Genomic DNA, 24,625 nt, shown 5'->3' with positions numbered 1-24,625 from the left:
GAGAAACTAATATGATGAACCCACCGCCCGGTTTTCTGCTATCGTCGGCAGCGTCGGGGGGCGACATCGTCCGGAAACACTGCCGATGCTAGTGCCGAAGCCGGAGTCCGGCGGCGACAGCGTTCGCCTGACGATCAATCCATTCCCAGCTTGGGAAAAGGCAATTCGGGGGACTAATATGCAAGGGGTAGCACGGAATTTCTTCACGCTGGCGATCATCTACGCGCTGTGCGGCATGGCGCTCGGCATCCACATGGCGATCAGCGAAGACCACGGCCAGATGCCGACCCACGCCCACACGATGGTGGCCGGTTGGCTGATGTCGGCGGTTTTCGCGTTCTTTTACCACCTGTTTCCGGCTGCCGGGCAAAAGACGCTGGCCCTTGTCCATTTCTGGCTGACGGCAATCAGCGGCATCGGGCTGATGATCGGCCTTTATATACTGCTTGCCGGAAATCCGGGGATCGAGCCGTTGCTGGGGATATCTTCGATCGGCTTCTACGCAGGCATGCTGCTGTTTGCCTTCATCGCCTTGCCGGTAGTGTGGAAAAAAGCCTGAGAGAAGGCTGAAACCCAGCCGGTGCGGCTGTGTTGTTACGGCACAGGAGCACGGTGTTGGATAAAAAAACATCAGGGCCGTTAAGGGTTCATTAAGCTTTACAGGCGTTTACTATGTCCATCCAGTGATCTGGATTCTTACCGAGTGGTTGGAGCCACTTTGTTTGACGCCTCCCTGTTAAACTCCTGAGAGCCGCCTTATCCGCGGCTCTTTTTTTGTCCGGACCCAGGCGGCATTCCGCACGGCCGAACGCCGTTAACCTTCTGTTAAACATGTGCTTGCCTTCACCCCGGACGAAGCGCATTTTCAAGCTTCAGTTTTATAGGGTCACGGGTGTATCGGCAGAGAGCCGAATCGGCCGGTCGCAAGTGCAGGGGCGTATCAATGAACGAGCCTTCGAAGGGCATTGCGAAAACCGTCAAGCTGGCGGAACGCCGGGTGTTTTCGCACTCCTTCAAACCGCTTTACCAGGAAGGCATGGGCCTGGTCGAACAGGCGGCGGAGTATCTCGACGGCAAGGGCCGGGCAGAGGCCAAGAAACTGTCGCGGCTGGCGGCCACGCTCTACGCGGCCGAATCGATGCGGCTGACCACCAGGCTGATGCAGGTTGCCTCGTGGCTGCTTTTGCAGCGTGCGGCGAATTCCGGCGAGATGACGCGCGATCAGGTCGCTTCGGAAAAATCCAAGGTGCGTCTCGACACCGCTTCCGCCCATGACGAGGCGGCTGGCTGGGCCGAACTGCCGACCGATTTCCTCGATCTCGTCAACCGGTCGTTGCGCCTGCAGGCATTGGTGCGCCGCATGGACGAAGAGATCTATGGCGCAGGCGCCGTGGTCGACATGCAGCCCGTGGCCCGCCGGCCCAATCCGGTGTCGGACCAGATCAGCCTGCTCAACACGGCTTTCGCCCGCAACTGAGAAACGTCGAGGCCTCCCGGTTGGCTGAACGTTTCCGGTTTGTTCACTTTTCGCTGGCATCGCTGTCCGCCGGAGGTACACTCACGGCATGGGGGACGCGATTCGCATCATCGGGATCGATCCGGGGCTCAGGCGCACCGGCTGGGGCATCGTCGAGAGCCTCGGCAATTCCTTGCGCTTTGTTGCTGCGGGCACCGTGCGCTCGGAGGACAAGGCGGCGCTGGCGACGCGGCTTTGCCAGCTGCATGACGGGCTTGCCGAGATCCTGCATCGGGCGATGCCGCATGAAGCCGCGGTCGAACAGACCTTCGTCAACAAGGATGCCGTGGCGACGCTGAAGCTCGGCCAGGCGCGCGGCATCGCCATGCTGGTGCCGGCGCGCGCCGGCCTCGTCGTCGCCGAATATGCGCCGAACGCGGTGAAGAAAGCGGTGATCGGCGTCGGTCATGGCGACAAGAAGCAGATCCACATGATGGTGAAGGTGCTGTTGCCGAAAGCGATCTTCGACACCGAACATGCCGCCGACGCGCTGGCCATCGCGATTTGTCACGCGCATCACCGGCAAAGTGCCGCTTACCGGATGGCGCTTGCCGAATAGCAATGTTCTTGACTTGTTCACGCTGCGCGTGTAGTAATACCCTAGAGGTATTACCATGCGCGTGACCACCAAGGGCCAAGTCACAATCCCCAAGCCGATAAGGGACCATCTGGGCATCGGACCGGGCTCCGAGGTTGCGTTCGTGGCCACCGAGGAAGGGGCTCGGCTCGTTGCCGTCAATGAAAACCTGTCCGACGAAGAAGTCGCGCGCAGGTTCAGGAATATTCTCCACGGCATGGCGGGCACACTGGATCTGGGAGGCATGACCGCCGACGCTTACATGGAGTGGTTGAGAGGCCCGCGTGAAGATCTCGACGTTGATTGACACCAATGTCCTCATCGACGTTTGGGGGCCAACCGGGCCGCTGACGGAATGGTCAGCGTCTGCAATCGTTTCATGCCGTAGCGACGGCGCATTGGTCGTCAATACAATCGTCTGGTCTGAGCTCGCGCCGCTGATCCCGACGGAGACGGCGCTTCGAAGAGCCGTCGACATGCTCGAATGGATCGCGAACTTGTACCTTGGGACGCGGCATTCCTTGCGGGCGTCACGCATTCCCGCTATCGCCGGGCCGGCGGCGTTCGGGAACGCATCTTGCCTGATTTCTTTATTGGTGCTCATGCGGCTGTTGCCGGACATCGTCTTTTGACCCGCGACGCCGCGCGCTATCGCAGTTATTTCCCCGATCTCGATATCATCTCTCCGGAAACGCACCCATGAGGGGCTTATCTCCATGAAAGATCTGGCATGATCGGCAAGCTCAAGGGTACGCTCGACGAGGTCGACGAAGACCATTGTCTCGTCGATATCCACGGCGTCGGCTACGTCGCGTACTGCTCGACCCGCACGCTTGCCGCGCTGCCTTCGCCTGGCGAAGCGGTGGTGCTGTTCATCGAGACCTATGTGCGAGAGGACATGATCCGGCTCTATGGTTTCCAGTCGCAGCTCGAGCGCGAATGGTTTCGGCTGCTGATGAACAATGTGCCGGGTGTTGGCGCCAAGGTGGCGCTGGCCATCCTGTCGACGCTGGCGCCGGCTGACCTTGCCAATGCCATTGCACTGCGCGACATCGCCATGGTTTCCCGCGCGCCCGGCGTCGGCAAGAAGGTGGCCGAGCGCATCGTCACCGAATTGAAGGCCAAGGCGCCGGCCTATGCGGGCACCGCCACCGGCACCATTGGGCTCAAGCAGGAACTCGGCGAAGGCGTAGCGCCGGCGCCGATCACCGACGCCGTCTCGGCGCTGGTCAATCTCGGCTATTCCCGCGACACCGCCGCCAATGCGGTGTCAGCAGCGCTGAAGACGGCGGGCGAGGGCGCCGATGCGTCCAAACTGATCCGTTTTGGGTTGAAGGAACTGGCACGGTGAGCCATCGCTTGTCCGGGGCGCTGCCCTGTGCAAGGAAGGTCCCATGAGCCTTTCCCCCCGCCTCATTGCACCGGAAAAGCGCGGCGAGGATGCCGAGCAGACCCTGCGGCCGCAAACGCTTGACGATTTCGTCGGCCAAGCGGCGGTGCGGGCCAATCTCAAGGTCTTCATAGAGGCCGCCAAGGGCCGCAAGGAAGCGCTCGACCATGTGCTGTTCGTCGGACCGCCGGGGCTGGGCAAGACGACGCTGGCGCAGATCATGGCGCGCGAACTCGGTGTCAATTTCCGCTCGACCTCCGGGCCGGTCATCGCCAAGGCCGGCGATCTCGCGGCATTGCTTACCAATCTCGAAGAAGGCGACGTGCTGTTCATCGACGAGATCCACAGGCTCAACCCGGCGGTGGAGGAAATCCTTTATCCGGCGATGGAGGATTTCCAGCTCGACCTGATCATCGGCGAGGGTCCGGCGGCGCGTTCGGTGAAGATCGACCTAGCGCACTTCACGCTGGTCGCCGCCACCACGCGGCTCGGCCTGCTCACCAATCCGCTGCGCGACCGCTTCGGCATCCCGGTGCGGCTCAACTTCTACACCGTCGAGGAGTTGGAGCAGATCGTGCGGCGCGGCGCGCGCATCCTGCAGATGCCACTCGGCGACGACGGTGCGCTGGAAATCGCGCGGCGCGCGCGCGGCACGCCACGCATTGCCGGACGGCTGCTGCGGCGCGTGCGCGATTTCGCCTCGGTGGCCGGCGACGGCCATGTCGACCGCCTGATCGCCGACGAGGCCTTGACCCGGCTCGAAGTCGACGCGCTTGGCCTCGACGCCCTCGACCGCCGCTATCTCAGCATGATCGCCCGTAATTTCGGCGGCGGTCCGGTCGGCATCGAGACCATCGCCGCCGGCCTGTCCGAGCCGCGCGATGCCATCGAGGACATCATCGAGCCCTATCTGATCCAGCAGGGGTTCATCCAGCGCACACCACGCGGACGCATGCTGACCGCCAATGCCTGGCGCCATCTCGGCCTCGATGCGCCGAAGGATTTGGCACAGCAGCAGATCAATCTGTTCCAGGAAGAATAGCCACGCAAGCGATCAGGCGCGGCTTTCGCGGACTAGCGATCAAGCATCAGTGAACGGGCCTGCGCAAATTCTCCTCATCTTCGCCGGCTTACCGGCGTATTGCTGGATTTTATCGGGTTCGCTGCATCCATGCATGTCGTCCAACCAAAACCGAGATCGCTTTTGGGCGACATGTAGCAGCGCATGCCGAAATGAGGTGCCGGAGCCACTTGATGATAACCAGACGCGGGTTCCTGCGCTTTATCGGCGGGTCGTTCCTGTCGGTCGCCTCCTTCAGCGCCTACGCCGTCGGTATCGAGCCGATGCTGCTGACGCATGTGAAGCGCTATGCGCTGACGCCACCGCATTGGCCGGCCGGATTGAAGCTGCGCGTCGTCGCGCTCGCCGACATCCATGCCTGCCGGCCATGGATGACGCCGGAGCGGATCGCTTCGCTTGCCGAAGAGGCGAATGCCTTGCAGCCGGACCTGATCGTGCTGCTCGGCGACTACATAGCCGGCATGCGCCTGGTGTCGCAAAGGGTGACGCCGCCGGAATGGGCTGGCGCCCTGTCGGGCCTCAAGGCGCCGCTCGGCGTGGTGTCGATCCTCGGCAATCACGACTGGTGGGCCGACGGCTTTGCGCAGCGTGCCGAAGTCGGCCCGACGATCGCGCGCAAGGCTCTGGAGAAAGCCGGCATCCCGGTGCTGGAGAACGACGCCGTGCGTCTGGAAAAGGACGGACATGGCGTCTGGATCGCGGGCCTCGCCGATCAGTTGGCGCTGTTGCCGAAAAAGAAGCACGAGCCTCCCAGGGGATTGGACGATCTCGACGGCACGCTGGCCAAAATCAGCGACGCCGCGCCCGTCATCCTGCTGGCGCACGAACCGGACATTTTTCCAAAAGTGCCGTGGCGTGTGTCGCTGACGCTATCGGGACACACCCATGGCGGGCAGGTGCGGCTGTTCGGCTATTCGCCGATCGTGCCATCCCAGTTCGGCAATCGCTACGCCTATGGCCATGTCGTCGAGAACGACCGCAACCTCATCGTCTCGGGCGGGCTTGGCTTCAGCAATTTGCCGATCCGTTTCGGAATGCGCCCGGAAATCCTGCAGATAGACCTCGGCTGACCGGCGCGTCATGGCAGGCTTCGGGTCATGGCAGGCTTCGGATTGCGTCCAGCACGTCAGGCTCGGCCTTGTCGCCATTGAATGCGTCGACGATGCCGAAAGCCCCGCCATAGCTCCACACCGACCATGAGAAGCCATGCGCTTCGGCCCGAGCGATCATGTCCCTGACATAGGCGGCCCGATATTCGGCCGGCACCACATAGGCATTGCCATACTCCTGGCGGATCATGCCGAACTCGCCCAGCGTGATGTCTTCCGGCTTGATGCCGTTGGCCTTCGCCCAAGCCTCGACAGCCTTGAACGGCGCATCCATCAGGCCAAGCAGCTTGTCGGCGCTGTCCATGCTGGCGACCTGCTCGTCGAGATAGGCAAGCAGGCCATTCTGCCGTGTCCACGGCGCCTCGGCCTTGATCCGGGCGCGGATGGTGTCCAGCGTCACATCAAGCTGCGCCTTCGGCACCGCGGTCAAAGGATAGGGCAGGCCGGTCACATAGGGAATGAAGTCGCCGGCCCAGGTCGCGCCCTGATGGGTGAGCAGGAACGGGTCGTAGGAGTGGAAGGTCCAGATGACGTTGTCGTCGGGGATCGTCTTCGGGTCGATCTTTTCCAGAGACGAAGCAGCGGAATAGCAAGCTCCGGTCAGGATCAGCGTCAGTTTCGTCGCCGAGGCGCGCGCCGCCGCGAACAGCTTGCGCTGGCGGTCGGGCCACAGGCTGGTGCCGTCGCTGTCGCAATCGACGATCGGCTCGTTCATCGGTTCGAAAGCGACCTTCTCGGGATCTTCGGCGGCCAGCGTGCGCGCCATGCCGCGAACCACCTCGACATAGCGGTCGAAGGTCGCGGGGTCGTCCATCACTTCGCCCATGCCGATCTTGCGGCCGCCGCCGGCCGGGATCAGGTGCATGTCGACGATGACCTTCAGTCCGGCGCGATTGATCATGCGCGCCGAGTCCAGCACGCTGGCATAGAGTTGGTCACGAAGGTCCGTTGTCTTGTCCGAGAGAAAAGGCGACGGATCGACCGGCATGCGCAGGAAATCGAAGCCGGCATCCTTCAGCGCCTTGAGGTCGTCCTCGTTGAGGAATTTGCGCCATTCCGGGTAGGGCAGGATGGCCTTGGCATCACCCCACTGGTCCTCGCCGGGCCAGGTGACCCACTGGTCGAGATTGAGACCGCGCTTCATCGTGAAGGTCGCCGCCTCACCCGACAGTGTAGAAGCGGCCAGCGCCAGCACGACCGCCATCAAGGTCTTGATCATCGTCGTTAACAGTGCCATCGGGTTCATGCGCCAAAAATACCTGCCGCGTCGGCATCCAAAAGGGAAGCGCAATGGGCGATCATGGTGAATCCGCGGCATTGCTGGCAGGGCTTTCCGGTGCGCTGACCGCGTTCGGCCACCGGCTGATGGCGCGGGTCTATTATGCCGATACCGATTTCTCGGGTGTCGTCTATCACGCGCGCTATCTGGAATTCCTCGAGCGCGGCCGCTCCGACTATCTCAGGCTCACCGGCGTGCATCACACCGAACTCGCCGACGGCAAGCACGGCGAGAAGATCGTGTGGGTGGTGCGCCGCATGGAGATCGACTTCCGCATCCCCGCCCGTATCGATGACATCCTGACCGTCGACACCCGCACCGAGACCATTTCCGGCGCGCGTATCTTCATGGCGCAGCAGCTCAAGCGCGGCGAAGAGGTGCTGGTCGAGGCCAAGGTCGAGGCGGCGATCATTGGCGAGAATGGCCGGCCGAGGCGTTTTCCCAGGGAATGGGTGGCGGCGTTCATGCCCAAGGTCGTTCCCCAGGACTGATTGGACGGATCGCGTGCTGACTTCGCCGGCGGCGGTGCCGGGGCGCGGCAATGCGCCGCGCCTTATGGACTAACCCATCCTTAACCATAACGGTTCATGAAGAGATTGGTGAAGATTGGCGTTATCCAGCGCCTTCCTTTCACCAATATTTGCCCCGAAAAGGCCGCTAACGGCACGGTTTGGGGTGTCCGGTAGCTTCGTGCGAACCGACCACAAGGGATGCCATGGGCCAGCCGCCAGCTTCGCCCGGAAAATCTTAAGGACGTAACGATGGAAAATATCGCACTCGCCGAACCGGGCGCGCAATTGTCGATTTGGGCCTTGTTCATGCAGGCCAGCTGGGTGGTCAAGCTGGTCATGATCGGGCTGCTCTGCGCCTCGGTGTGGACATGGGCGATCATCGTCGACAAGCTGGTTGCCTATGGCCGCATGCGCCTGGCGCTGAACCGCTTCGAGCAGGTTTTCTGGTCCGGGCAGTCGCTGGAGGAGCTCTATCGCACCCTTGCCGACCGCAAGACGACAGGCATGGGCGCCATCTTCGTCGCCGCCATGCGCGAATGGAAGAAGAGTTTCGAGAAAGGCGCCAAGTCGCCGCTCGGCCTGCAGACCCGCATCGACAAGGCCATGGACCTGGCGCTGACCCGTGAGATGGAAAAGCTGGAGGGCCGCCTCGGCTTTCTCGCCACCACCGGCTCGGCGGCACCTTTCATCGGCCTGTTCGGCACCGTCATCGGCATCATGACCTCGTTCCAGGCCATCGCCGGCTCAAAGAACACCAGTCTCGCGGTGGTCGCGCCCGGCATCGCCGAGGCGCTACTGGCGACGGCCATCGGCCTGCTCGCCGCCATTCCGGCGGTCATCGCCTATAACAAGCTGTCATCGGATGCGAGCAAGATCGCCGTGCGGATGGAGGGGTTCTCCGACGAGTTCTCCGCCATACTCTCGCGCCAAATCGATGAAAAAGTCGCGCCGAAGGCCTGAGGGACGATCATGGGAATGTCTGTAGGCGCAGGTGGTGGACGTGGCGGCAGGGGTCATCGACGGCGCGGCCGTCACCATGCATTGATGTCGGAGATCAATGTTACGCCGATGGTCGACGTGATGCTGGTGCTGCTGATCATCTTCATGGTCGCGGCGCCAATGCTGACGGTCGGCGTGCCGATCGACCTGCCCGACACGCAGGCCAAGGCGATGAATGCCGACACCCAGCCGATCACCGTCTCGATCGATGCGACCGGCAAGATCTTCCTGCAGGAAACCGAGATTCCGATCGAGGAGCTGGTGGCCAAGCTGCAGGCGATTTCGAAGACCGGCTATGAAGAGCGCATCTTCATCCGCGGCGACAGGTCGACGGACTACGGCACGGCGATGAAGGTGATGGCCCGCATTTCGGCCGCTGGCTACAAGAACATCGGCCTGGTTTCACTGCAGGAACAGGATCAATAGACGCACGATGAGGACCGGCCTCACCACATCGGTGATCTTGCATACGGCGGTGCTGGCCTTCGGCCTGTTCACGCTGTCGGCGCCGGCCGCGCTTCCGTCCGCCGATGTCGAGTCCGTCGCGGTCGACATCGTGCCGATGGAAGCCATTGCGCAGACCCTGCAGGGCGACAAGAAGGCCGTCATGCATGAAAAGCCGGCGCCATTGCCGACGCAGCGTCCCGATATCGTGCCGAATGCGCAGAAGGTCGGCGAAAACAGCGTCGACACCGACAAGCCGATAACGCCTGAAGCCAAGCCGAAACCCGTCGACACGACCTCGGCTCCGGCGCCAGCGCCGACCCCGAAGGAAATCCCGAAGACCGACGACGTGCCGAAGCCGCAGGAAAAGCCCAAGCCCATTCCGGCGACGGAAGTGGCGCCAGCGCCGACGCCCAAGGAAGAGGTCAAGCCTGAGCCGGTCAAGCAGACCGAGCCGAAGCCCACTCCGGCAAAGCCCGCGCCGACACCGCCGCCGCAGGACAAGACCGCCGCCATCGATCCGACGCCCGAGGTCAAGCCCGACGCCGTCGCCGAGGCCATAGCCAAGGACCCGCCCACCGAGGAGACGCAGTTGCCGAATTCGGCGCCCGCGCCGGAGGCCCGGCCGAAGCCGCAGCCGGCACAGGCCGAAAGCGCCAAGGCGCCTGAACGCAAGGATGCCGAGAAGCCGGTCAAGGAAGCCTCGTCCAAGCCAAAGTCGGACGACAAGCAGTTCAACGCCAACGAGATATCGGCGCTGCTCGACAAGCAGAAGCCGTCCGGAGGCGGCGCCAAGCGCTCGACGCAGCAAGCGTCGCTCGGCGGCGACAAGGATCAGGGCCAGAAGCTGTCGAAGTCGGAGCAGGGCGCCCTGGAAAGCCAGCTCGGCGGTTGCTGGACCTTACCGGCCGGGCTCGAAGGTTCGGAGAATTTCGTCGTCGTCGTCCGTTTCAACCTGAACACCTCCGGCAAGCTCGACGGCCGTCCTTCCGTTGAAACGTCGAGCGGCAACAGGCAGTTCGACGAGAGCGCGGTGCGCGCCGTTCAGAAATGCGACATGGCCGGCCTGCAGGTTCCCGCCGGCAAGCAGGACATCTGGAACGACATCCGGGTCACATTCGACCCAAGGGAGATGCTCGGCCTCTAGGCCCTGATATCCGAAGATCAGTATGAGAAGCGAGAAGACATGAAATCAATCCTCAAGCCGCTCCTGACGATTGCAGCCATGGCGCTGGGCATGACGGCCATCGTTCCGATGCCTGCCTGGGCGCTGGTCGAACTCAACGTCAACAAGGGCAATGTCGAGCCGTTGCCGATCGCCATCACCGATTTCCAGGGCGGCGACGCACTTGGCGCGCAGATTTCCCAGATCGTCACCGCCGACTTGAAGCGCTCCGGGCTGTTCGCGCCGATCGACAAGAGCGCCTTCATCGAGAAGATCGCCAATCCGGACGCAACCCCCCGCTTCGACGACTGGAAGGTGATCAATGCGCAGGCTCTGGTCACCGGCAGCGTCAGCAAGGAAGCAGACGGCCGCATCCGCGCCCAGTACCGGCTGTGGGACACATTCGCGGGGCAGCAGATGGCCGGTGAGCAGTTCTTCGCCAACGACGCCAATCAGCGCCGCGTCGCCCATATCATCGCCGACGCCATCTATGAGCGGCTGACCGGCGAGAAGGGCTATTTCGACACGCGTGTCGTGTTCATCGACGAGTCCGGCGCCAAGAACGCGCGCAAGAAGCGCCTCGCCATCATGGACCAGGACGGCGCCAACGTCCGCTATCTTTCGGACGGCAGATCGATCGTGCTGACGCCGCGCTTCTCGCCGAACCGGCAGGAAATCACCTACATGTCCTATGAGAGCGGCCAGCCCAGGGTCTATCTCCTGCAGATCGAGACCGGGCAGCGTGAACTGGTAGGCAATTTTCCAGGCATGACCTTTGCGCCGCGCTTCTCGCCCGACGGCCAGAAGGTGATCATGAGCCTGCTGCGCGACGACGGCAATTCCAACATCTTCGCCATGGACCTGCGCAGCCGTTCGACGACGCGGCTGACCAACTCGACCGCCATTGACACCTCGCCTTCCTACTCGCCCGACGGCACCAAGGTGGTGTTCACCTCCGACCGTGGCGGTCGCGCGCAGATCTACGTCATGGGCGCCGACGGATCGGGCCAGACCCGCATCTCGTTCGGCGACGGCGTCTATTCGACGCCGGTGTGGTCGCCGCGCGGCGACCTCATCGCCTTCACCAAGCAGAGCGGCGGCGAATTCCAGATCGGCGTCATGAAGACCGACGGCTCGGGCGAGCGCATCCTGTCGTCCGGCTTCCAGCAGGAAGGCCCGACCTGGGCGCCGAATGGCCGCGTGCTGATGTTCTTCCGCGACGCCAATGGCGGCCCGAAACTGGTTTCCGTCGATCTCACCGGCCGCAACGAGCAGCCGATCCCGACGACGAATTTTGCTTCAGATCCGGCTTGGTCACCGCTGCTGGAATAGAACGGGAATTAGCGAACTGAAGAATTGAAGAGATGGTGAAAGCAGAGGGCTACGTTAAGCGAGCAAAGGATCTAGAGGTCTACAAGCGCGCTTACGTGGTCTCTCTGGCGGTTCACAAGGCCACCCTCGCTTTTCCCAAGATAGAGCAATACGCGCTGGCCGATCAGTTGCGGCGTTCCAGCAAAGGGATTTGCGCCAATCTGGCCGAGGGATTTGCCAAACAGACCCACTCCAAAGCTGAATTTGCCCGGTTCATTTCGATGGCCATAGGATCGTGCAGTGAAGTGGAGACGTGGATTTCATACGCGTTCGATCTCGAATACATCTCCAGGCGCAACGGGACGAGTGGCTACAATCGTATGGCCAGGTGTACGGAATGCTGGTGAACCTCAGAGTGAAGCTAGGGTGAACATCCTTCTTCAATTCTTCAGTTCTCCAACTCTTCAATTCCCCCTTACATTCCCCTTTTCCATGCCTTCGTCGCGTTTTGGCCGCATTTCCGCCTAGGGTCCGCGCCAACTGTGGCCTATGACAAAACAGCTGCGGACGGGCAGCCTAAACCAAATTTTAACCGTGTTTCTTGAATGCCGGTTAACCCAAACGTGGTTACTGGGTGATCAACGAAATCACTCGAACATGATCACTCGAATACGAAGGAGAGGCGGCATGGGCCGTATCGCAGCACTGACCAGAAACCCGGCCATGATCGCGCTGGTGGCGATGCTCGCCATCACCGGTTGCGCTTCGAAGAAGACCCCGAACAGCGCCGCTGACCTTGGCCTCAATGGCGCGGGTGCCGCAACACCCGGCTCGGCACAGGACTTCACCGTCAACATCGGCGACCGTATCTTCTTCGATACGGACTCGACCTCGATCCGTGCCGACGCACAGACGACGCTGTCGCGCCAGGCACAGTGGCTGAACCAGTACAAGCAGTATGCCATCGTCGTCGAAGGCCATGCCGACGAACGCGGCACGCGCGAATACAATCTGGCGCTCGGTGCCCGCCGTGCCGCCGCCACGCGCGACTTCCTGGTTTCCAAGGGCGTTTCGGCGAGCCGTCTCAAGACGATTTCCTACGGCAAGGAACGTCCGGTCGCCGTATGCGATGACATCTCCTGCTGGTCGCAGAATCGCCGCGCCGTCACCACGCTCAGCGGCGCTGGTTCCTGAGGCGTCGCGCGCCGAAAGGCGCGCACGGCACAGATGGCAAAAATACAACACCTCTTTGCGAAAGGCGGTCCTCGGGCCGCCTTTTTCATGTCCTGACACCCGAAACAAAATTTGGCCGAAGTCTCGCGCCCTGCTATGAGCCGAGGGCGCTTGGCTGGTCTCACATCGATTGGAAGGCGCGAACAAGCTAACGATTGGACGGCGAGAGACACATGCATTTGAGATCGGTTCTGAGCGGCACGCTGGCGCTGCTGCTCCTATCAGGCGTAACCGCTTCGGCGAGCGGTACAGGGCAAACAGCCGAGACCGGCTTTTCCTTCCATCTGCCGACACTCGAGTTGCCCAGCCTTTTCGGCGAGAAGAAAAAGCAAGATCAGGTCCAGCTCGCCCAGTCGAGCGGCGCCGGCGTGACCGGGCTCGAGGACCAAATGCGGCAGCTGACCGGCAAGGTCGAGGAACTCAATTTCCAGATCCTGCAGATGCAGGAGCAGATCCGCAAACAGCAGGAAGACAACGAGTTCCGCTTCCAGCAGCTTGAAGGCGGCTCGCAAGGTGGACAACCGCCGGCGCAGAAGAAATCAGATGCCACCACCGGGACCAACACCGACGTGGCCTCGGCCCCGGCAACCCAGGCGCCGGCCGATGCCGGCGCCGCGCCGGGCGGCGATCAATCCACAGGCGGCAAGACGGTCGAGGACGTCATCGTCGAGTCACCCGACGGTGACCCCGGCAAGGTGATCCCCGGCAAGGGAGCGCCCGAAAAGACCTTTGGATCCATCACTGTCGACAAGAACGGCAATGTGATCGATGCCGGCGGCAGCACGCAGGCAACCGTGCCGGCACAGGACACGGCACCAGCCGCCAGCGCGCCAGCCAAGGCCGGCAAGTCCGGCGGCACGGTGGTCGCGGCGCTGCCCGCGACCAACAATCCCGAAGAGCTCTATCGGAACTCCTACCAGTTCATCCTGTCGGGTGACTACGGCACCGCCGAACAGGGTTTCCGCGATCATATCTCGCGCTTCCCCAAGGACGCGAAGGCGGCGGACGCGCATTACTGGCTGGGGGAATCGCTGCTTGGCCAGCAGAAATACCGCGATGCGGCGGAAGTGTTCCTCGCCGCCAGCAAGGATTATCCCAAAGCCAAGAAGGCGCCCGACATGCTGTTGAAGCTGGGCGTGTCGCTGGTCGGTCTCAAGCAGCACGATGTTGCCTGCGCCACCTTCAGCGAGGTCGGCAAGCGCTATCCCGATATTTCCAGCACACTCAAGGAACGCGTCAAGCAGGAGAAGGCCCTGGCTGCGTGCTGATTTTTTCTGGGGGTCTCGCAGTCCCAAAACCGGGACCGCTTTTTGGCGACATGGATTGATGCTCGATACCGGGCCTGATCTTTCGACCGGACTCTTTTCGCATATCGATTTTTCCAACGGCGCCGTAGCGGCCGTATCCGGGGGCAGCGACTCGACTGCGCTCCTTCTCCTTCTCAAACAGCATCTCGACAAAACCGCACCGTCCGCGAAGCTGCTCGCGGTCACAATCGACCACGGTTTGCGGCAAGGTTCGGCCGATGAGGCGCGGACCGTGGCGAAGCTTTGCGCGGATCGCGGCATGGCGCACCGCATTCTGGCCTGGTCCGGCGCCAAGCCGTCGACCGGCCTGCCGGCGGCGGCGCGCGAGGCGCGCTACCGGCTGCTGGCCAGCGCCGCCCGGGCGGAAGGCATCGGCCTGATCGTGACCGGACATACAGCGGACGACCAGGCCGAGACGGTGCTGATGCGGCGCGATCGCAACGATGCGATCCGCGACGAGGGGCGGGGCCTCGCCGGCATGGCGCCCGCCACCCTGCATGACTGGCGCGACTGGATCGTGCGACCGCTTCTCGGCGTGCGGCGCCATGCGCTGCGCGATTTCCTGGGGCGCCAACAGGTCGGCTGGGCCGAGGACCCGACCAATGCCGATGAAGCCTTCGAGCGGCCGCGCATGCGCGCAGCCCTTGCCGGGGAGGCCGGCGCGCAGCGCGTGAACGACGCGCTGGCGTTGGCCGCGCGGCAGGCCGGCGACCGGACGCGGCTTGGCGGTGAGGCCGCCCGTCTGATCGAGCGCTTTGCCAGCCAGCCGGCGGCGGGCCTCATCCGGCTCGATCCGGCCCTGCTCGGCGCCGGCGCCGATCGGGCGGCGATATACGCACTGCGCGTTCTCCTGGCGACGTCAGGCGGGATTGCCTTCCTGCCGGACCAGGCCCGCGGCGGGGCGTTGTTCGCCCGGCTGAAAGCCGGATTTCTTTGCGCCACATTGTCGCGGACAGTGGTCGACTTCCGGCGCGCCGGCATCTTCCTGCGTCGGGAGATGCGCGATTTGCCGGCGGCGGCGGCAACGATCGACGCCGCCATCTGGGATGGGCGCCGCCAAATCACATTGAACGACGCCGGCGGCGCATTGTTGATCGCGCCATTCGGGGCAATGGCGGCGAAGCGGCTGGCTGTAGGCCGGGACGAAACCCCGCCAAGCCTGCTGCGCGCGGCATTGGCGGCGGAACCAGGCTGGCTGCAAGCCGCAGAGAAGGTGGGTCCGGAGCCCGATTGGCCGACATCGCAAGGGTTCGCGGCCTCGCCGGTCGTTGCTCCCTTTGCCCGCTTCCTGCCGTCCTTCGACCTGGCCCCGGCTCGCGCCGTCGCCGGGTTGATCGGCGCGGCACCGCTTCCCGCCCTGCCATTGCGTGGCCCTCGTGCCGGTTGATGCTGGGCGAAAGCTTAACCCAGACATGCTGTTCTGCTTGGCAAGGGGGTACGCTCTCCCTATGTTAGGCCCAAGTTTCCTCTCATGATGCTGTCCGCTCGCGGACGCCAACGGGACAATTGATGAATCCGAACTATCGCAACCTCGCGCTCTGGGCGATCATAGCGGTCCTGCTCATCGCCCTCTTCAATCTGTTCCAGACGCCGCAGACGCGCGGGGCTTCGAGCGATGTGCCTTATTCGCAGTTCCTGCAGGACGTCGCGGCCGGCCGGGTCAAGACGGTGACCATCGCGGGCGCCCGCATCACCGGCAACTACACCGACAATTCCAGCGGCTTCCAGACCTATTCGCCCGGCGATCCCCAGCTGGTCTCGCGGCTGCAGGACAAGAACGTCACCATCAATGCGCGGCCCGAGACCGACGGCTCCAATTCGCTGTTCGGCTATCTGATCTCGTGGCTGCCGATGATCCTGATCCTCGGCGTGTGGATATTCTTCATGCGCCAGATGCAGTCCGGCTCCGGGCGCGCCATGGGCTTCGGCAAGTCGAAGGCCAAGCTGCTTACCGAGGCGCATGGCCGCGTCACCTTCCAGGATGTCGCCGGCGTCGACGAGGCCAAGGAAGACCTCGAAGAGATCGTCGAATTCCTGCGCGATCCGCAGAAGTTCCAGCGCCTCGGCGGCAAGATTCCGCGCGGCGTGCTGCTGGTCGGCCCTCCCGGCACCGGCAAGACGCTGCTTGCCCGTTCGGTCGCCGGTGAAGCCAACGTGCCGTTCTTTACCATTTCGGGTTCGGATTTCGTTGAGATGTTCGTCGGCGTCGGCGCGTCCCGTGTCCGCGACATGTTCGACCAGGCCAAGAAGAATGCGCCCTGCATCATCTTCATCGACGAAATCGATGCCGTCGGCCGCCATCGCGGTGCCGGCCTCGGCGGTGGCAATGACGAGCGCGAGCAGACTCTGAACCAGCTGCTGGTCGAGATGGACGGCTTCGAGTCCAACGAAAGCATCATCCTGATCGCCGCCACCAACCGGCCCGACGTGCTCGATCCGGCGTTGCTGCGTCCAGGCCGTTTCGACCGCCAGGTGGTGGTGCCGAACCCAGACATCGTCGGCCGCGAGAAGATCCTCAAGGTGCATGTGCGCAACGTGCCGCTGGCGCCCAATGTCGACCTCAAGGTCGTCGCCCGTGGTACGCCCGGCTTCTCCGGCGCCGACCTGATGAACCTGGTCAACGAATCCGCGCTGATGGCGGCGCGGCGCAACAAGCGCCTCGTCACCATGGCCGAGTTCGAGGACGCCAAGGACAAGATCATGATGGGCGCCGAGCGCCGCTCGTCGGCCATGACCCAGGCCGAGAAGGAACTGACCGCCTATCACGAGGCCGGACACGCCATCCTGGCGCTCAACGTGCCGTCGGCCGATCCGCTGCACAAGGCGACCATCATCCCGCGCGGCCGCGCGCTCGGCATGGTCATGCAGTTGCCGGAAGGCGACCGCTATTCCATGAGCTACAAATACATGGTCTCGCGCCTCGCCATCATGATGGGCGGCCGCGTTGCCGAGGAGTTCAAGTTCGGCAAGGAGAACATCACGTCCGGTGCTTCCTCCGACATCGAGCAGGCGACCAAGCTGGCGCGCGCCATGGTCACGCGCTGGGGCTTCTCCGACAAGCTCGGCCATGTCGCCTATGGCGACAACCAGGAGGAAGTGTTCCTCGGCCATTCGGTGGCGCGCACGCAGAACATTTCGGAAGAGACCGCGCAGATCATCGACGGCGAGGTGCGCCGCCTGATCGACGAGGCCTATTCGACGGCGAAGTCGGTGCTGACCAAGAAGAAGAAGGAATGGATCGCGCTGGCGCAGGGCCTGCTCGAATACGAGACGCTGTCGGGCGAGGAGATCAAGCAGCTGATCGCGGGCAACAAGCCCTCGCGCGACCTCGGCGACGACACGCCGCCGAGCCGTGGCTCGGCCGTGCCGAAGTCCGGCGGCCGCCGCAAGAAGGGTCCCGAGCCCGAAGGCGGCATGGAGCCACAGCCGTCAAGCTAGACCAGAGCGGTTCACCGTTTCACGGAACGCAGAACCGCTCTGTTCTTTGACGCTATCCCCGACGCGCTTTAAGTCTTTGCTTCTAAGTATGTCGTCGCCCCCAAACCACCTTTGGGCGACATCGCATCAGGAGGCTGGCCGGACGTACATTTGGAACGTCACCCTCGGGCTAGCCCGAGGTCCAGATGTCGCCCGACAGCAGATCCTCGGGACAGCCTGAGGATAACGGCCACGTCTGCGGGAAAAACGGTGAACCGCTTTCCGCCGTTATCGCTTTTTATGATTCAGCTTTCAGCCGCGCATTGCACAGGCTGTAATAACCACCGCCCTTCTGGATCCAGCGAAGGCCGTTCAACGTACCTGCCTCCTTGTTGCCATGGTAACCCTGCAGGCAGGTCTTCATCCGTGCCTTCGCGGGCTTTTCGGTCTCGAACTCGGCGGCGAGGGTGGTCGGGAATGTTACGCCCGCTGGCGCTACGGTGGGGGCAAGTGCCGCGCTGGTTTCCTTTTTCGGCTGCGGTGCGGTTTCGACCTTATCCGCGCTGACACTCTCCGCAGCCGACGTCGCGCATTTCTCCTTGCGGAAAGCGGCCCAGTCCATGCCATTCAGAGTGCCGCTCTCCTTGGCTGTCCGATAGGTCTCCCCACATTCCTTCATCGTCAATGCGCTTGCAGGGGCGACGCCGCAAGCAACCAATGCCGTCACAGCCAATACCGCCAATTTTAAACTGGGCATAAGATCCTCCTGGTTGATGACAAGTTCAGACGTCTTTTGTATACTGTTTGTTCCTGATATGTTCAATCAGAATTTTCATGAGTTACCAATCAGCCTCGCGGCGAGAGTGTAAGCGAATTGATGATGCAGGCAGCTTCCGCGATATGCAGACGCGAGCAAGACCCTGGCGTCTTCGTGCGCAACAAAAGGCCCGCGAAGCAGATGCATCGCGGGCCTTTGCCTGGCCTTGCCAGATTTCATCTAATTCAATTCACCGTCATGCCCCATCGATCCCGGGGGGATGCTATGCGCGGCTCAGCCCTTCAGCTTGGCATTGCAGAGGCTGTAGAAGCCGCCGCCCTTCTGGATCCACTTCAGACCGCCGAGTGCGTTGGCGTCCTTGAGGACATAGTACTGGTCAAGGCAGGTATGCATGCGGCCTTTTCCGGGGGTCTCGCTGGCATATTTCGCCGAGATCGCGGACGGGAAGGTGACGCCCTTGGGGGCAACCGTCGTCGGCTTTGCGGGTTCCTTGGTGTAGCTCGCCTCGCTTGGAGCGGGCACGCTGTCGTCATCCGAGGCACTGGCGCCGCATTCGGCCTTGCGGAAGTCGTTCCACTTCATGCCCTTCAGCGTGTTCGCCGTCTTGGCAGCCTGGTACTTGGTGCTGCATTCGGCCATGCTCAGGCCCTTGCCAGAAGCTGCGGCCGTCGTGGTCGCAGCCTTGGTGGTCGCCGGCTTGACGGTGTCGGCGGCGGCGGATGCGCCAGCGGCGCATTCGGCCTTGCGGAAGTCGTTCCACTTCATGCCGTTCAATGTGCCGGCGGCCTTGGCCGCCTGGTACTTGGTGCTGCATTCCTTGGCGGTCAGGCCCTTGGCCGTGCTGTCGCTGGCCGCTGCGGCGGCCTTGGTGGTCTTGGCCGGCTTGGCTTCGGCCGGCTTGGTTTCAGCAGCCTTGGTCGTGGCCGCCTTGGTGTCGGTGGTGGCGGCGGCGTCAGTGCCGCACTGTGCCTTGCGGAACTGGTTCCAGGTCGCCCCGGCAAGTGTCCCAGCGTCCTTGGCGGCGTTGTACTTCGTGCTGCACTCGGCCATCGTCAGCGCGTTGGCTGGCGCGGCCAGGAACAACGTCGCGACCGCAAGGCCGGTCAGAGTAGCAATTCGGTGGATGAGCATAGCGTTTCTCCGTGGCTGCAGCCCATTATACGTCCCAGCGAATCAATAACGCTCAACGGTCGGTTGCGCCAGATGCCAGGCGGCTTATATATCGCCGAAATCGCTTTCTAACGACAAGGTGATGAAATCATTCGGCCTGACTGCCGCCGAGGCAAGAATTCTCGGGATGTATCCGCGCCGAATGGCTGGCAAAGCTGGTATATGTGACGCCACAGCGTCTCCGTGCTAGGCTGCGGCCATGTTGTGTGCAACGCACAACAATGATTTTCTAAGGATTGGTAACGTATAATCACACAATGTGATCGAGGCGCGACGGCCAATTGTGGCATGACGTGCCGGCTAAGGACAACCAAGGAAACTGACTGGCATGGCAGGGAATTACTTCGGCACGGACGGCATTCGCGGGCGCGCCAACAAGTTTCCGATGACCGCGGAAATCGCCATGCGGGTCGGCATGGCCGCCGGCCTTTCGTTCCAGCGCGGCAGCCATCGCCATCGTGTCGTGCTCGGCAAGGACACCAGGCTGTCCGGCTATATGATCGAAAACGCGATGGTGGCCGGCCTTTGCGCCGCCGGCATGGACGTGTTTCTGCTCGGCCCGATCCCGACCCCGGCGGTTGCCATGCTGGTGCGCTCGCTGCGCGCCGACATTGGCGTCATGATCTCGGCCTCTCACAATCCCTACTACGACAACGGCATCAAGCTGTTCGGCCCAGACGGCTACAAGCTGTCCGACGAGATCGAAGAGCGCATCGAGAGCATGCTCGACAAGGATATCGAACTGGCGCTCGCCGATTCCGACGGGCTTGGCCGCGCCAAGCGCGTCGACGGCGTGCATGACCGTTACATCGAATTCGCCAAGCGCACCTTGCCGCGCTCGATGTCGCTTTCGGGTCTGCGGATCGTCGTCGACTGTGCCAATGGCGCGGCCTACAAGGTGGCGCCCGAGGCGCTGTGGGAACTGGGCGCCGAAGTCGTGGCCATCAATGTCGAACCCAATGGCTTCAACATCAACAAGGAATGCGGCTCGACCCATCCCGCCGATCTGCAGAAAAAGGTGCACGAAGTGCGCGCCGACATCGGCATCGCGCTTGATGGCGATGCGGACCGGGTCGTCATCGTCGACGAGAACGGCGCCATCGTCGACGGCGACCAGATCATGGCGCTGATTGCCGAGTCCTGGCACCAGAGCGGGCGGCTGGCTGGCGGTGGCGTCGTTTCGACGGTCATGTCCAATCTCGGCCTCGAGCGCTTTCTCGGCGACATGAAGCTGCAATTGCATCGCACCAAGGTCGGTGACCGCTATGTCGTGGAGCATATGCGCGCGCATGGGCTCAATGTCGGTGGTGAGCAGTCGGGCCACATCGTGCTGTCCGACTTCTCGACCACCGGCGACGGGCTGGTCTCGGCACTGCAGGTGCTGGCCTGCATCAAGCGGCAAGGCCGCCCGGTCAGCGAACTGTCGAAGAAGTTCGAGCCGGTGCCGCAACTGCTGAAGAACGTTCGCATCGCCGGCGGAAAACCGTTGGAGGAAGCCCCGGTCAAGGCCGCGATCGAGGACGCCCGCCATCGTCTCGGCAAAGCCGGGCGGCTGGTCATCCGTCCATCCGGCACCGAGCCGCTGATCCGTGTGATGGCCGAGGGCGACGATCCGCAACTGGTCGAGGCCGTCGTCAACGACATCGTCGGGGTCATCTCGGAAACCCGCAGCAGCGCCGCCTGATCCCCGCCAGCCTCGAAGGCGTCACGCCGCCGCCTACATTGCATCGAAGCCCGCCCCTCCGGCGGGCTTTTTTGTTGGCAAAGGATCGGTCTCTTTCTGTCGAAATCCTTGCCAGATCTCCGGGATTCTGGAGATTCGTGGTTAATCGACAGGGTTAAACGCCTTTTAACTTTTGCAATTCATTATCCACGCCTGAAAGCCAATCTTATTCGGACGCGATCGCCGTTCCGAGGTTTCTAGGGGTGACAAGCATGTTCAATACAGCAAGAAAGGCCCTGTTCGCGCTGCTGTTCGCGGGCTCGGCCTGGCCGGTGTTCGCAGCTGACCTGCCCGAGCCGCAAGTCGAAGAAGCGCCGCCGCCGGTCTATGAGCAACCGGTCGATGTCGGCGGCTGGTATATCCGTGGCGACCTCGACTATCACAAGTCGAAGGTCGGTGACATCGACTACATCACCTACGGCGCCGCGCCTTGCCCGTGCGGGCCTCCTGTCGGGGTCGCCGGGAGCAAGTCCTTCGACTATGGCAAGCTCAAGGGCGGCTTCTCGCTTGGCGGCGGCGTCGGCTACAAGATCAATGAACACTTCCGCACCGACCTGACCGCCGACTACTGGTTCAAGTCGAACTTCAACGGCGGCACCTCGGATCTCACCACGGTCTCGGTCGAGTCGTCGAAGATGAGCGCCTTGCTGCTTCTGGCAAATGCCTATGTCGATATCGGCACCTGGCACGGCATCACGCCCTATGTCGGCGCCGGTATCGGCGGAGCGCGCGTCAAATGGGATACTGTCTACGACCCGACCCCGGGCGCAACCGAGTCCAACCCCGGAACATCCAGCTGGCGCTTCGCGTACGCGGTAATGGCCGGCGCCTCCTACTGCTTGACCGACAAAGTCATCCTCGATGCTGGTTACCGTTTCTCCCATATTCAAGGCGGTCGCATGTTCGAGTATGGTCCAGCCGGCGCCACGCCGGGCGCCGGGCCGGGCTTCGATCACGGCTTCAACACCCACGAGGTGCGCGGCGGTCTGCGTTACCAGTTCGGCGGCAACAACGGTTGCGCCGCGCCGGTGGTGGCCTATCAGCCGGAGCCCGAGCCGATCTACACCAAGTAATCGCTTCGAAGTTTCCAGGAATTCGTCGACCGCCCGGCATCAGCCGGGCGGTTTTCGTTTGAGATGAGCCGAGGTCAGCCCGTTCGAAATCAATTCGCTAACCCTCTGTTAGCCTTAACCGGCACTTAACCACTATGGTTAACAATGGCTCATGAAACGTTGGCCGCCGTTGCTTGTTTGACGGCGCCGAATTCGGGAGCCGGGGACCATGATACCAATATCGCGTATGGCGCTGGCGCTTGCCGCACTGCTGTTGCCGCTGACGCCTGCAATCGCCGCCGACTACGATCCGCCGATCTATGTCGACCAGGCGCCGGATTATGTGCCGGTCGAAGTCGGCTCGGGGTGGTATCTGCGCGGCGACGTTGGATATGCGTTCAGCCATCCATTCGATCACGAGGAGGTCTCGAGCGGGCCTCTGAACAGCTTTACGTCCGAGAGCAGCCTTTTTACGGGCAGCGTCGGCATGGGCTATCACGTCAACGACTATCTTCGTGTGGAACTGAATGGCGGGATTCTGCCGACCAATAAATTCGCCGATCACCAGAAACTTTCCACCACCTGCAAAGGCACTACGCTCGTAGATGACGGTTTCGGAACGATCAATTCCGCGCCCGCATCGCAGTTGTGCGATCAGGTCGACAATGGCAATAACAAAGCGTACAGTCTCATGGCCAATGGCTATGTCGATCTCGGCACTTATGTTGGGATCACTCCCTATATCGGCGGCGGCATCGGCCTTGCGTACAACAAATATTACAAGAGCATCGGCGCGAAGGATTGCGTGGAAACACCGGTCAACTCCGCCGGAACTGGCGGGTTTTTCTGCAATGATCCCGCAGGGTATGATGGCCAAACCGATACGGCTGCCAAATTCAACTTCGCTTACTCGATCGGCGCCGGGCTATCTTATCAGGTTACCAAGAACGTTTCCGTCGATCTGGGCTATGAGTATTTCTCGGTGCCGGACGGCAAGTATGTCGCCTATGACAATGGCGCCTTCAACATTCACAAGGGCATAGACTACCAGACGGTCAAGCTCGGGCTACGCTACGACCTCTGGTAAGGTTTGGGAAAGACGGGGCTTTGACGGCGGATCCCTGTGGTCCGCCGTTTGCATTTGAATCACGAAATACTGCTTGCGGGCCTTCTTCTCGACGCATGTCGTAGCCCCAAAACCGCCGCGCACCTTTTGGGCGACATGCATCCGGTATCCCGGCAGCGACAAAAACTTTCCTCTTGACGCCCGATGTCTGAACGCATATCGCCGTCCGTGGGCCACCCCTCCCCAACGAGGGGCCACTATCTGGAAGGATAGACCACGATGACGACGCTTACGAAGCCCGGACTCCGTCCGGCAAATCCCAATTTTTCCTCTGGTCCCTGCGCAAAACGTCCCGGCTGGTCGGTCGAGGCGCTGAAAGCTGCCGCGCTCGGCCGTTCCCACCGCGCCAAGATCGGCAAGACCAAGCTCGAACAGGCGATCGCGCTGACCCGCGAAATCCTCCAGGTTCCTGCCGATTACCGCATCGGCATCGTGCCGGCTTCCGACACAGGTGCCGTCGAGATGGCGCTGTGGTCTCTTCTTGGCGAACGCGGCGTCGACATGGTCGCCTGGGAAAGCTTCGGCTCCGGCTGGGTCACCGACGTGGTCAAGCAGCTGAAACTCGCCGATATCAGAAAGATCGAGGCCGGTTATGGCGCGCTGCCTGATCTGACCAAGATCGATTTCGATCGCGACGTGGTCTTCACTTGGAACGGCACGACCTCGGGCGTGCGCGTGCCGGACGGTGACTTCATTCCCGCCGATCGCAAGGGCCTGACCATTTGCGACGCTACTTCAGCGGCCTTCGCGCAAAGGCTCGACTTCGAAAAGCTCGATGTCGTGACCTTCTCCTGGCAGAAGGTGCTGGGCGGCGAGGGCGCGCATGGCATGCTGATCCTGTCGCCGCGCGCCGTAGCGCGGCTGGAGAGCTACAAGCCTTCATGGCCGCTGCCGAAAATCTTCCGCCTGACCTCGGGCGGCAAGCTGATCGAGGGCATTTTCAAGGGCGAAACCATCAACACGCCGTCGATGCTTTGCGTCGAGGATTATCTCGACGCGTTGAACTGGGCGAAGTCGGTCGGCGGCCTCGATGCGCTGATTGTCAGGGCGGATGCCAATGCCGCCGTGCTCGACCGGTTCGTGGAAAGATCATCCTGGCTCGGCCATCTTGCGGTGGCCCCGGCGACACGCTCGAACACGTCGGTCTGTCTGTCCTTCACCGACGCCGATATCGCGGCGCTCGACGCTGATGGACAGGCGGCGTTTGCCAAGGGCCTCGTCTCGACGCTCGACAACGAAGGCGTCGCCTACGACATCGGTTCTTATCGCGATGCCCCGCCGGGATTGCGCATCTGGTGCGGCGCAACCGTCGAGACCTCCGATCTCGAAGCGCTGCTGCCTTGGCTCGACTGGGCCTTTGCCAGCCAGAAGGCGTCGCTCAAAGCGGCCGCCTGAGAGTTTCCGTGGCGGCCCTGAGGGCCGTCCGTTCCCGGATC

At 62.5% G+C, this 24,625-nt stretch carries 24 protein-coding genes and 1 pseudogene; 22 read left to right on the top strand and 3 right to left on the bottom strand.

Annotated features, from left to right (window positions below; all coding sequences use genetic code 11):
• Window positions 1-178 precede the first annotated feature (178 nt).
• The 8 genes and pseudogenes from FJ936_RS15360 (at window position 179) to FJ936_RS15325 (ending at window position 5,634) form a co-directional block, all read left to right on the top strand.
• Window positions 179-559: a hypothetical protein gene (locus tag FJ936_RS15360; protein ID WP_023771684.1), complete on the top strand. Its 381-nt coding sequence runs from the start codon at window positions 179-181 to the stop codon at window positions 557-559.
• Window positions 560-943: 384 nt separating this feature from the next.
• Window positions 944-1,477 carry a DUF1465 family protein gene (locus FJ936_RS15355; protein WP_015315258.1) on the top strand — a complete coding sequence of 178 codons (534 nt, stop codon included), beginning with the start codon at window positions 944-946 and terminating at the stop codon, window positions 1,475-1,477.
• 88 nt (window positions 1,478-1,565) lie between these two features.
• Complete coding sequence (ruvC, locus tag FJ936_RS15350; protein ID WP_140719994.1) at window positions 1,566-2,075, top strand: crossover junction endodeoxyribonuclease RuvC; 510 nt, start codon at window positions 1,566-1,568, stop codon at window positions 2,073-2,075.
• 55 nt (window positions 2,076-2,130) lie between these two features.
• The gene (locus FJ936_RS15345; protein WP_140791735.1) at window positions 2,131-2,400 is read left to right on the top strand and encodes an AbrB/MazE/SpoVT family DNA-binding domain-containing protein; all 270 of its coding nucleotides are present in this window, start codon (window positions 2,131-2,133) and stop codon (window positions 2,398-2,400) included.
• Window positions 2,378-2,796: pseudogene (locus FJ936_RS15340) on the top strand (type II toxin-antitoxin system VapC family toxin). The gene FJ936_RS15345 and the pseudogene FJ936_RS15340 overlap by 23 nt, the downstream one beginning before the upstream one ends.
• Before the next feature lie 27 nt (window positions 2,797-2,823).
• A complete protein-coding gene (gene ruvA, locus FJ936_RS15335; RefSeq protein ID WP_015315262.1) occupies window positions 2,824-3,444 on the top strand; it encodes a Holliday junction branch migration protein RuvA in 621 nt (206 codons plus the stop codon).
• 43 nt (window positions 3,445-3,487) lie between these two features.
• A complete protein-coding gene (gene ruvB, locus FJ936_RS15330) occupies window positions 3,488-4,525 on the top strand; it encodes a Holliday junction branch migration DNA helicase RuvB (RefSeq protein WP_015315263.1) in 1,038 nt (345 codons plus the stop codon).
• 212 nt (window positions 4,526-4,737) lie between these two features.
• The gene (locus FJ936_RS15325) at window positions 4,738-5,634 is read left to right on the top strand and encodes a metallophosphoesterase (protein ID WP_140616637.1); all 897 of its coding nucleotides are present in this window, start codon (window positions 4,738-4,740) and stop codon (window positions 5,632-5,634) included.
• A gap of 25 nt (window positions 5,635-5,659) precedes the next feature.
• On the opposite strand, the gene FJ936_RS15320 is transcribed toward FJ936_RS15325, so the two are convergent.
• Window positions 5,660-6,910: a cellulase family glycosylhydrolase gene (locus FJ936_RS15320; RefSeq protein ID WP_140791733.1), complete on the bottom strand. Its 1,251-nt coding sequence runs from the start codon at window positions 6,908-6,910 to the stop codon at window positions 5,660-5,662.
• Window positions 6,911-6,963: 53 nt separating this feature from the next.
• Here FJ936_RS15320 and ybgC point away from each other — a divergent pair, with 53 nt between their 5' ends.
• From ybgC to ftsH, 10 genes are all read left to right on the top strand, one after another.
• Complete coding sequence (gene ybgC, locus FJ936_RS15315; RefSeq protein WP_015315266.1) at window positions 6,964-7,443, top strand: tol-pal system-associated acyl-CoA thioesterase; 480 nt, start codon at window positions 6,964-6,966, stop codon at window positions 7,441-7,443.
• 270 nt (window positions 7,444-7,713) lie between these two features.
• Complete coding sequence (gene tolQ / locus FJ936_RS15310) at window positions 7,714-8,424, top strand: protein TolQ (RefSeq protein WP_015315267.1); 711 nt, start codon at window positions 7,714-7,716, stop codon at window positions 8,422-8,424.
• Window positions 8,425-8,433: 9 nt separating this feature from the next.
• On the top strand, window positions 8,434-8,889 hold the full coding sequence (tolR, locus tag FJ936_RS15305; RefSeq protein WP_015315268.1) for a protein TolR: 456 nt from the start codon (window positions 8,434-8,436) through the stop codon (window positions 8,887-8,889).
• Between the two features lie 7 nt (window positions 8,890-8,896).
• On the top strand, window positions 8,897-10,054 hold the full coding sequence (locus FJ936_RS15300) for a TonB family protein (protein ID WP_140791731.1): 1,158 nt from the start codon (window positions 8,897-8,899) through the stop codon (window positions 10,052-10,054).
• A 39-nt stretch (window positions 10,055-10,093) separates the two neighbouring features.
• On the top strand, window positions 10,094-11,404 hold the full coding sequence (gene tolB, locus FJ936_RS15295) for a Tol-Pal system beta propeller repeat protein TolB (RefSeq protein WP_140791729.1): 1,311 nt from the start codon (window positions 10,094-10,096) through the stop codon (window positions 11,402-11,404).
• A gap of 32 nt (window positions 11,405-11,436) precedes the next feature.
• Entirely contained in the window at window positions 11,437-11,790 is a 354-nt protein-coding gene (locus FJ936_RS15290; RefSeq protein WP_140791727.1) for a four helix bundle protein, read from the top strand.
• Between the two features lie 280 nt (window positions 11,791-12,070).
• Entirely contained in the window at window positions 12,071-12,577 is a 507-nt protein-coding gene (gene pal, locus FJ936_RS15285) for a peptidoglycan-associated lipoprotein Pal (RefSeq protein WP_015315272.1), read from the top strand.
• A 212-nt stretch (window positions 12,578-12,789) separates the two neighbouring features.
• The gene (ybgF, locus tag FJ936_RS15280; protein WP_140791725.1) at window positions 12,790-13,884 is read left to right on the top strand and encodes a tol-pal system protein YbgF; all 1,095 of its coding nucleotides are present in this window, start codon (window positions 12,790-12,792) and stop codon (window positions 13,882-13,884) included.
• Window positions 13,885-13,942: 58 nt separating this feature from the next.
• The gene (tilS, locus tag FJ936_RS15275; RefSeq protein WP_141906811.1) at window positions 13,943-15,310 is read left to right on the top strand and encodes a tRNA lysidine(34) synthetase TilS; all 1,368 of its coding nucleotides are present in this window, start codon (window positions 13,943-13,945) and stop codon (window positions 15,308-15,310) included.
• Between the two features lie 122 nt (window positions 15,311-15,432).
• The gene (gene ftsH / locus FJ936_RS15270; protein ID WP_015315275.1) at window positions 15,433-17,361 is read left to right on the top strand and encodes an ATP-dependent zinc metalloprotease FtsH; all 1,929 of its coding nucleotides are present in this window, start codon (window positions 15,433-15,435) and stop codon (window positions 17,359-17,361) included.
• Window positions 17,362-17,638: 277 nt separating this feature from the next.
• Here ftsH and FJ936_RS15265 read toward each other — a convergent pair whose 3' ends face one another.
• A complete protein-coding gene (locus tag FJ936_RS15265; RefSeq protein WP_015315276.1) occupies window positions 17,639-18,097 on the bottom strand; it encodes a hypothetical protein in 459 nt (152 codons plus the stop codon).
• A 294-nt stretch (window positions 18,098-18,391) separates the two neighbouring features.
• Complete coding sequence (locus FJ936_RS15260) at window positions 18,392-19,249, bottom strand: hypothetical protein (RefSeq protein ID WP_015315277.1); 858 nt, start codon at window positions 19,247-19,249, stop codon at window positions 18,392-18,394.
• A 367-nt stretch (window positions 19,250-19,616) separates the two neighbouring features.
• Here FJ936_RS15260 and glmM point away from each other — a divergent pair, with 367 nt between their 5' ends.
• The 4 genes from glmM (at window position 19,617) to FJ936_RS15240 (ending at window position 24,584) form a co-directional block, all read left to right on the top strand.
• Window positions 19,617-20,972, top strand: a complete 1,356-nt coding sequence (gene glmM / locus FJ936_RS15255) for a phosphoglucosamine mutase (RefSeq protein WP_015315278.1) — start codon at window positions 19,617-19,619, stop codon at window positions 20,970-20,972.
• Between the two features lie 251 nt (window positions 20,973-21,223).
• Entirely contained in the window at window positions 21,224-22,084 is an 861-nt protein-coding gene (locus FJ936_RS15250; protein ID WP_140791721.1) for an outer membrane protein, read from the top strand.
• A 226-nt stretch (window positions 22,085-22,310) separates the two neighbouring features.
• Window positions 22,311-23,150, top strand: a complete 840-nt coding sequence (locus tag FJ936_RS15245) for an outer membrane beta-barrel protein (protein WP_348642611.1) — start codon at window positions 22,311-22,313, stop codon at window positions 23,148-23,150.
• A 258-nt stretch (window positions 23,151-23,408) separates the two neighbouring features.
• Window positions 23,409-24,584, top strand: coding sequence for a phosphoserine transaminase (locus FJ936_RS15240; RefSeq protein ID WP_140791718.1), 1,176 nt, complete (start codon window positions 23,409-23,411; stop codon window positions 24,582-24,584).
• The last annotated feature ends 41 nt before the right edge of the window (window positions 24,585-24,625 follow it).

The sequence above is a fragment of the Mesorhizobium sp. B2-4-13 genome, assembly GCF_006658535.1.
Classification (GTDB): Bacteria; Pseudomonadota; Alphaproteobacteria; order Rhizobiales; family Rhizobiaceae; genus Mesorhizobium; species Mesorhizobium australicum.
Note: the sequence above shows the minus strand (reverse complement) of the source record. Positions and strands in the feature narration are given on the sequence as shown.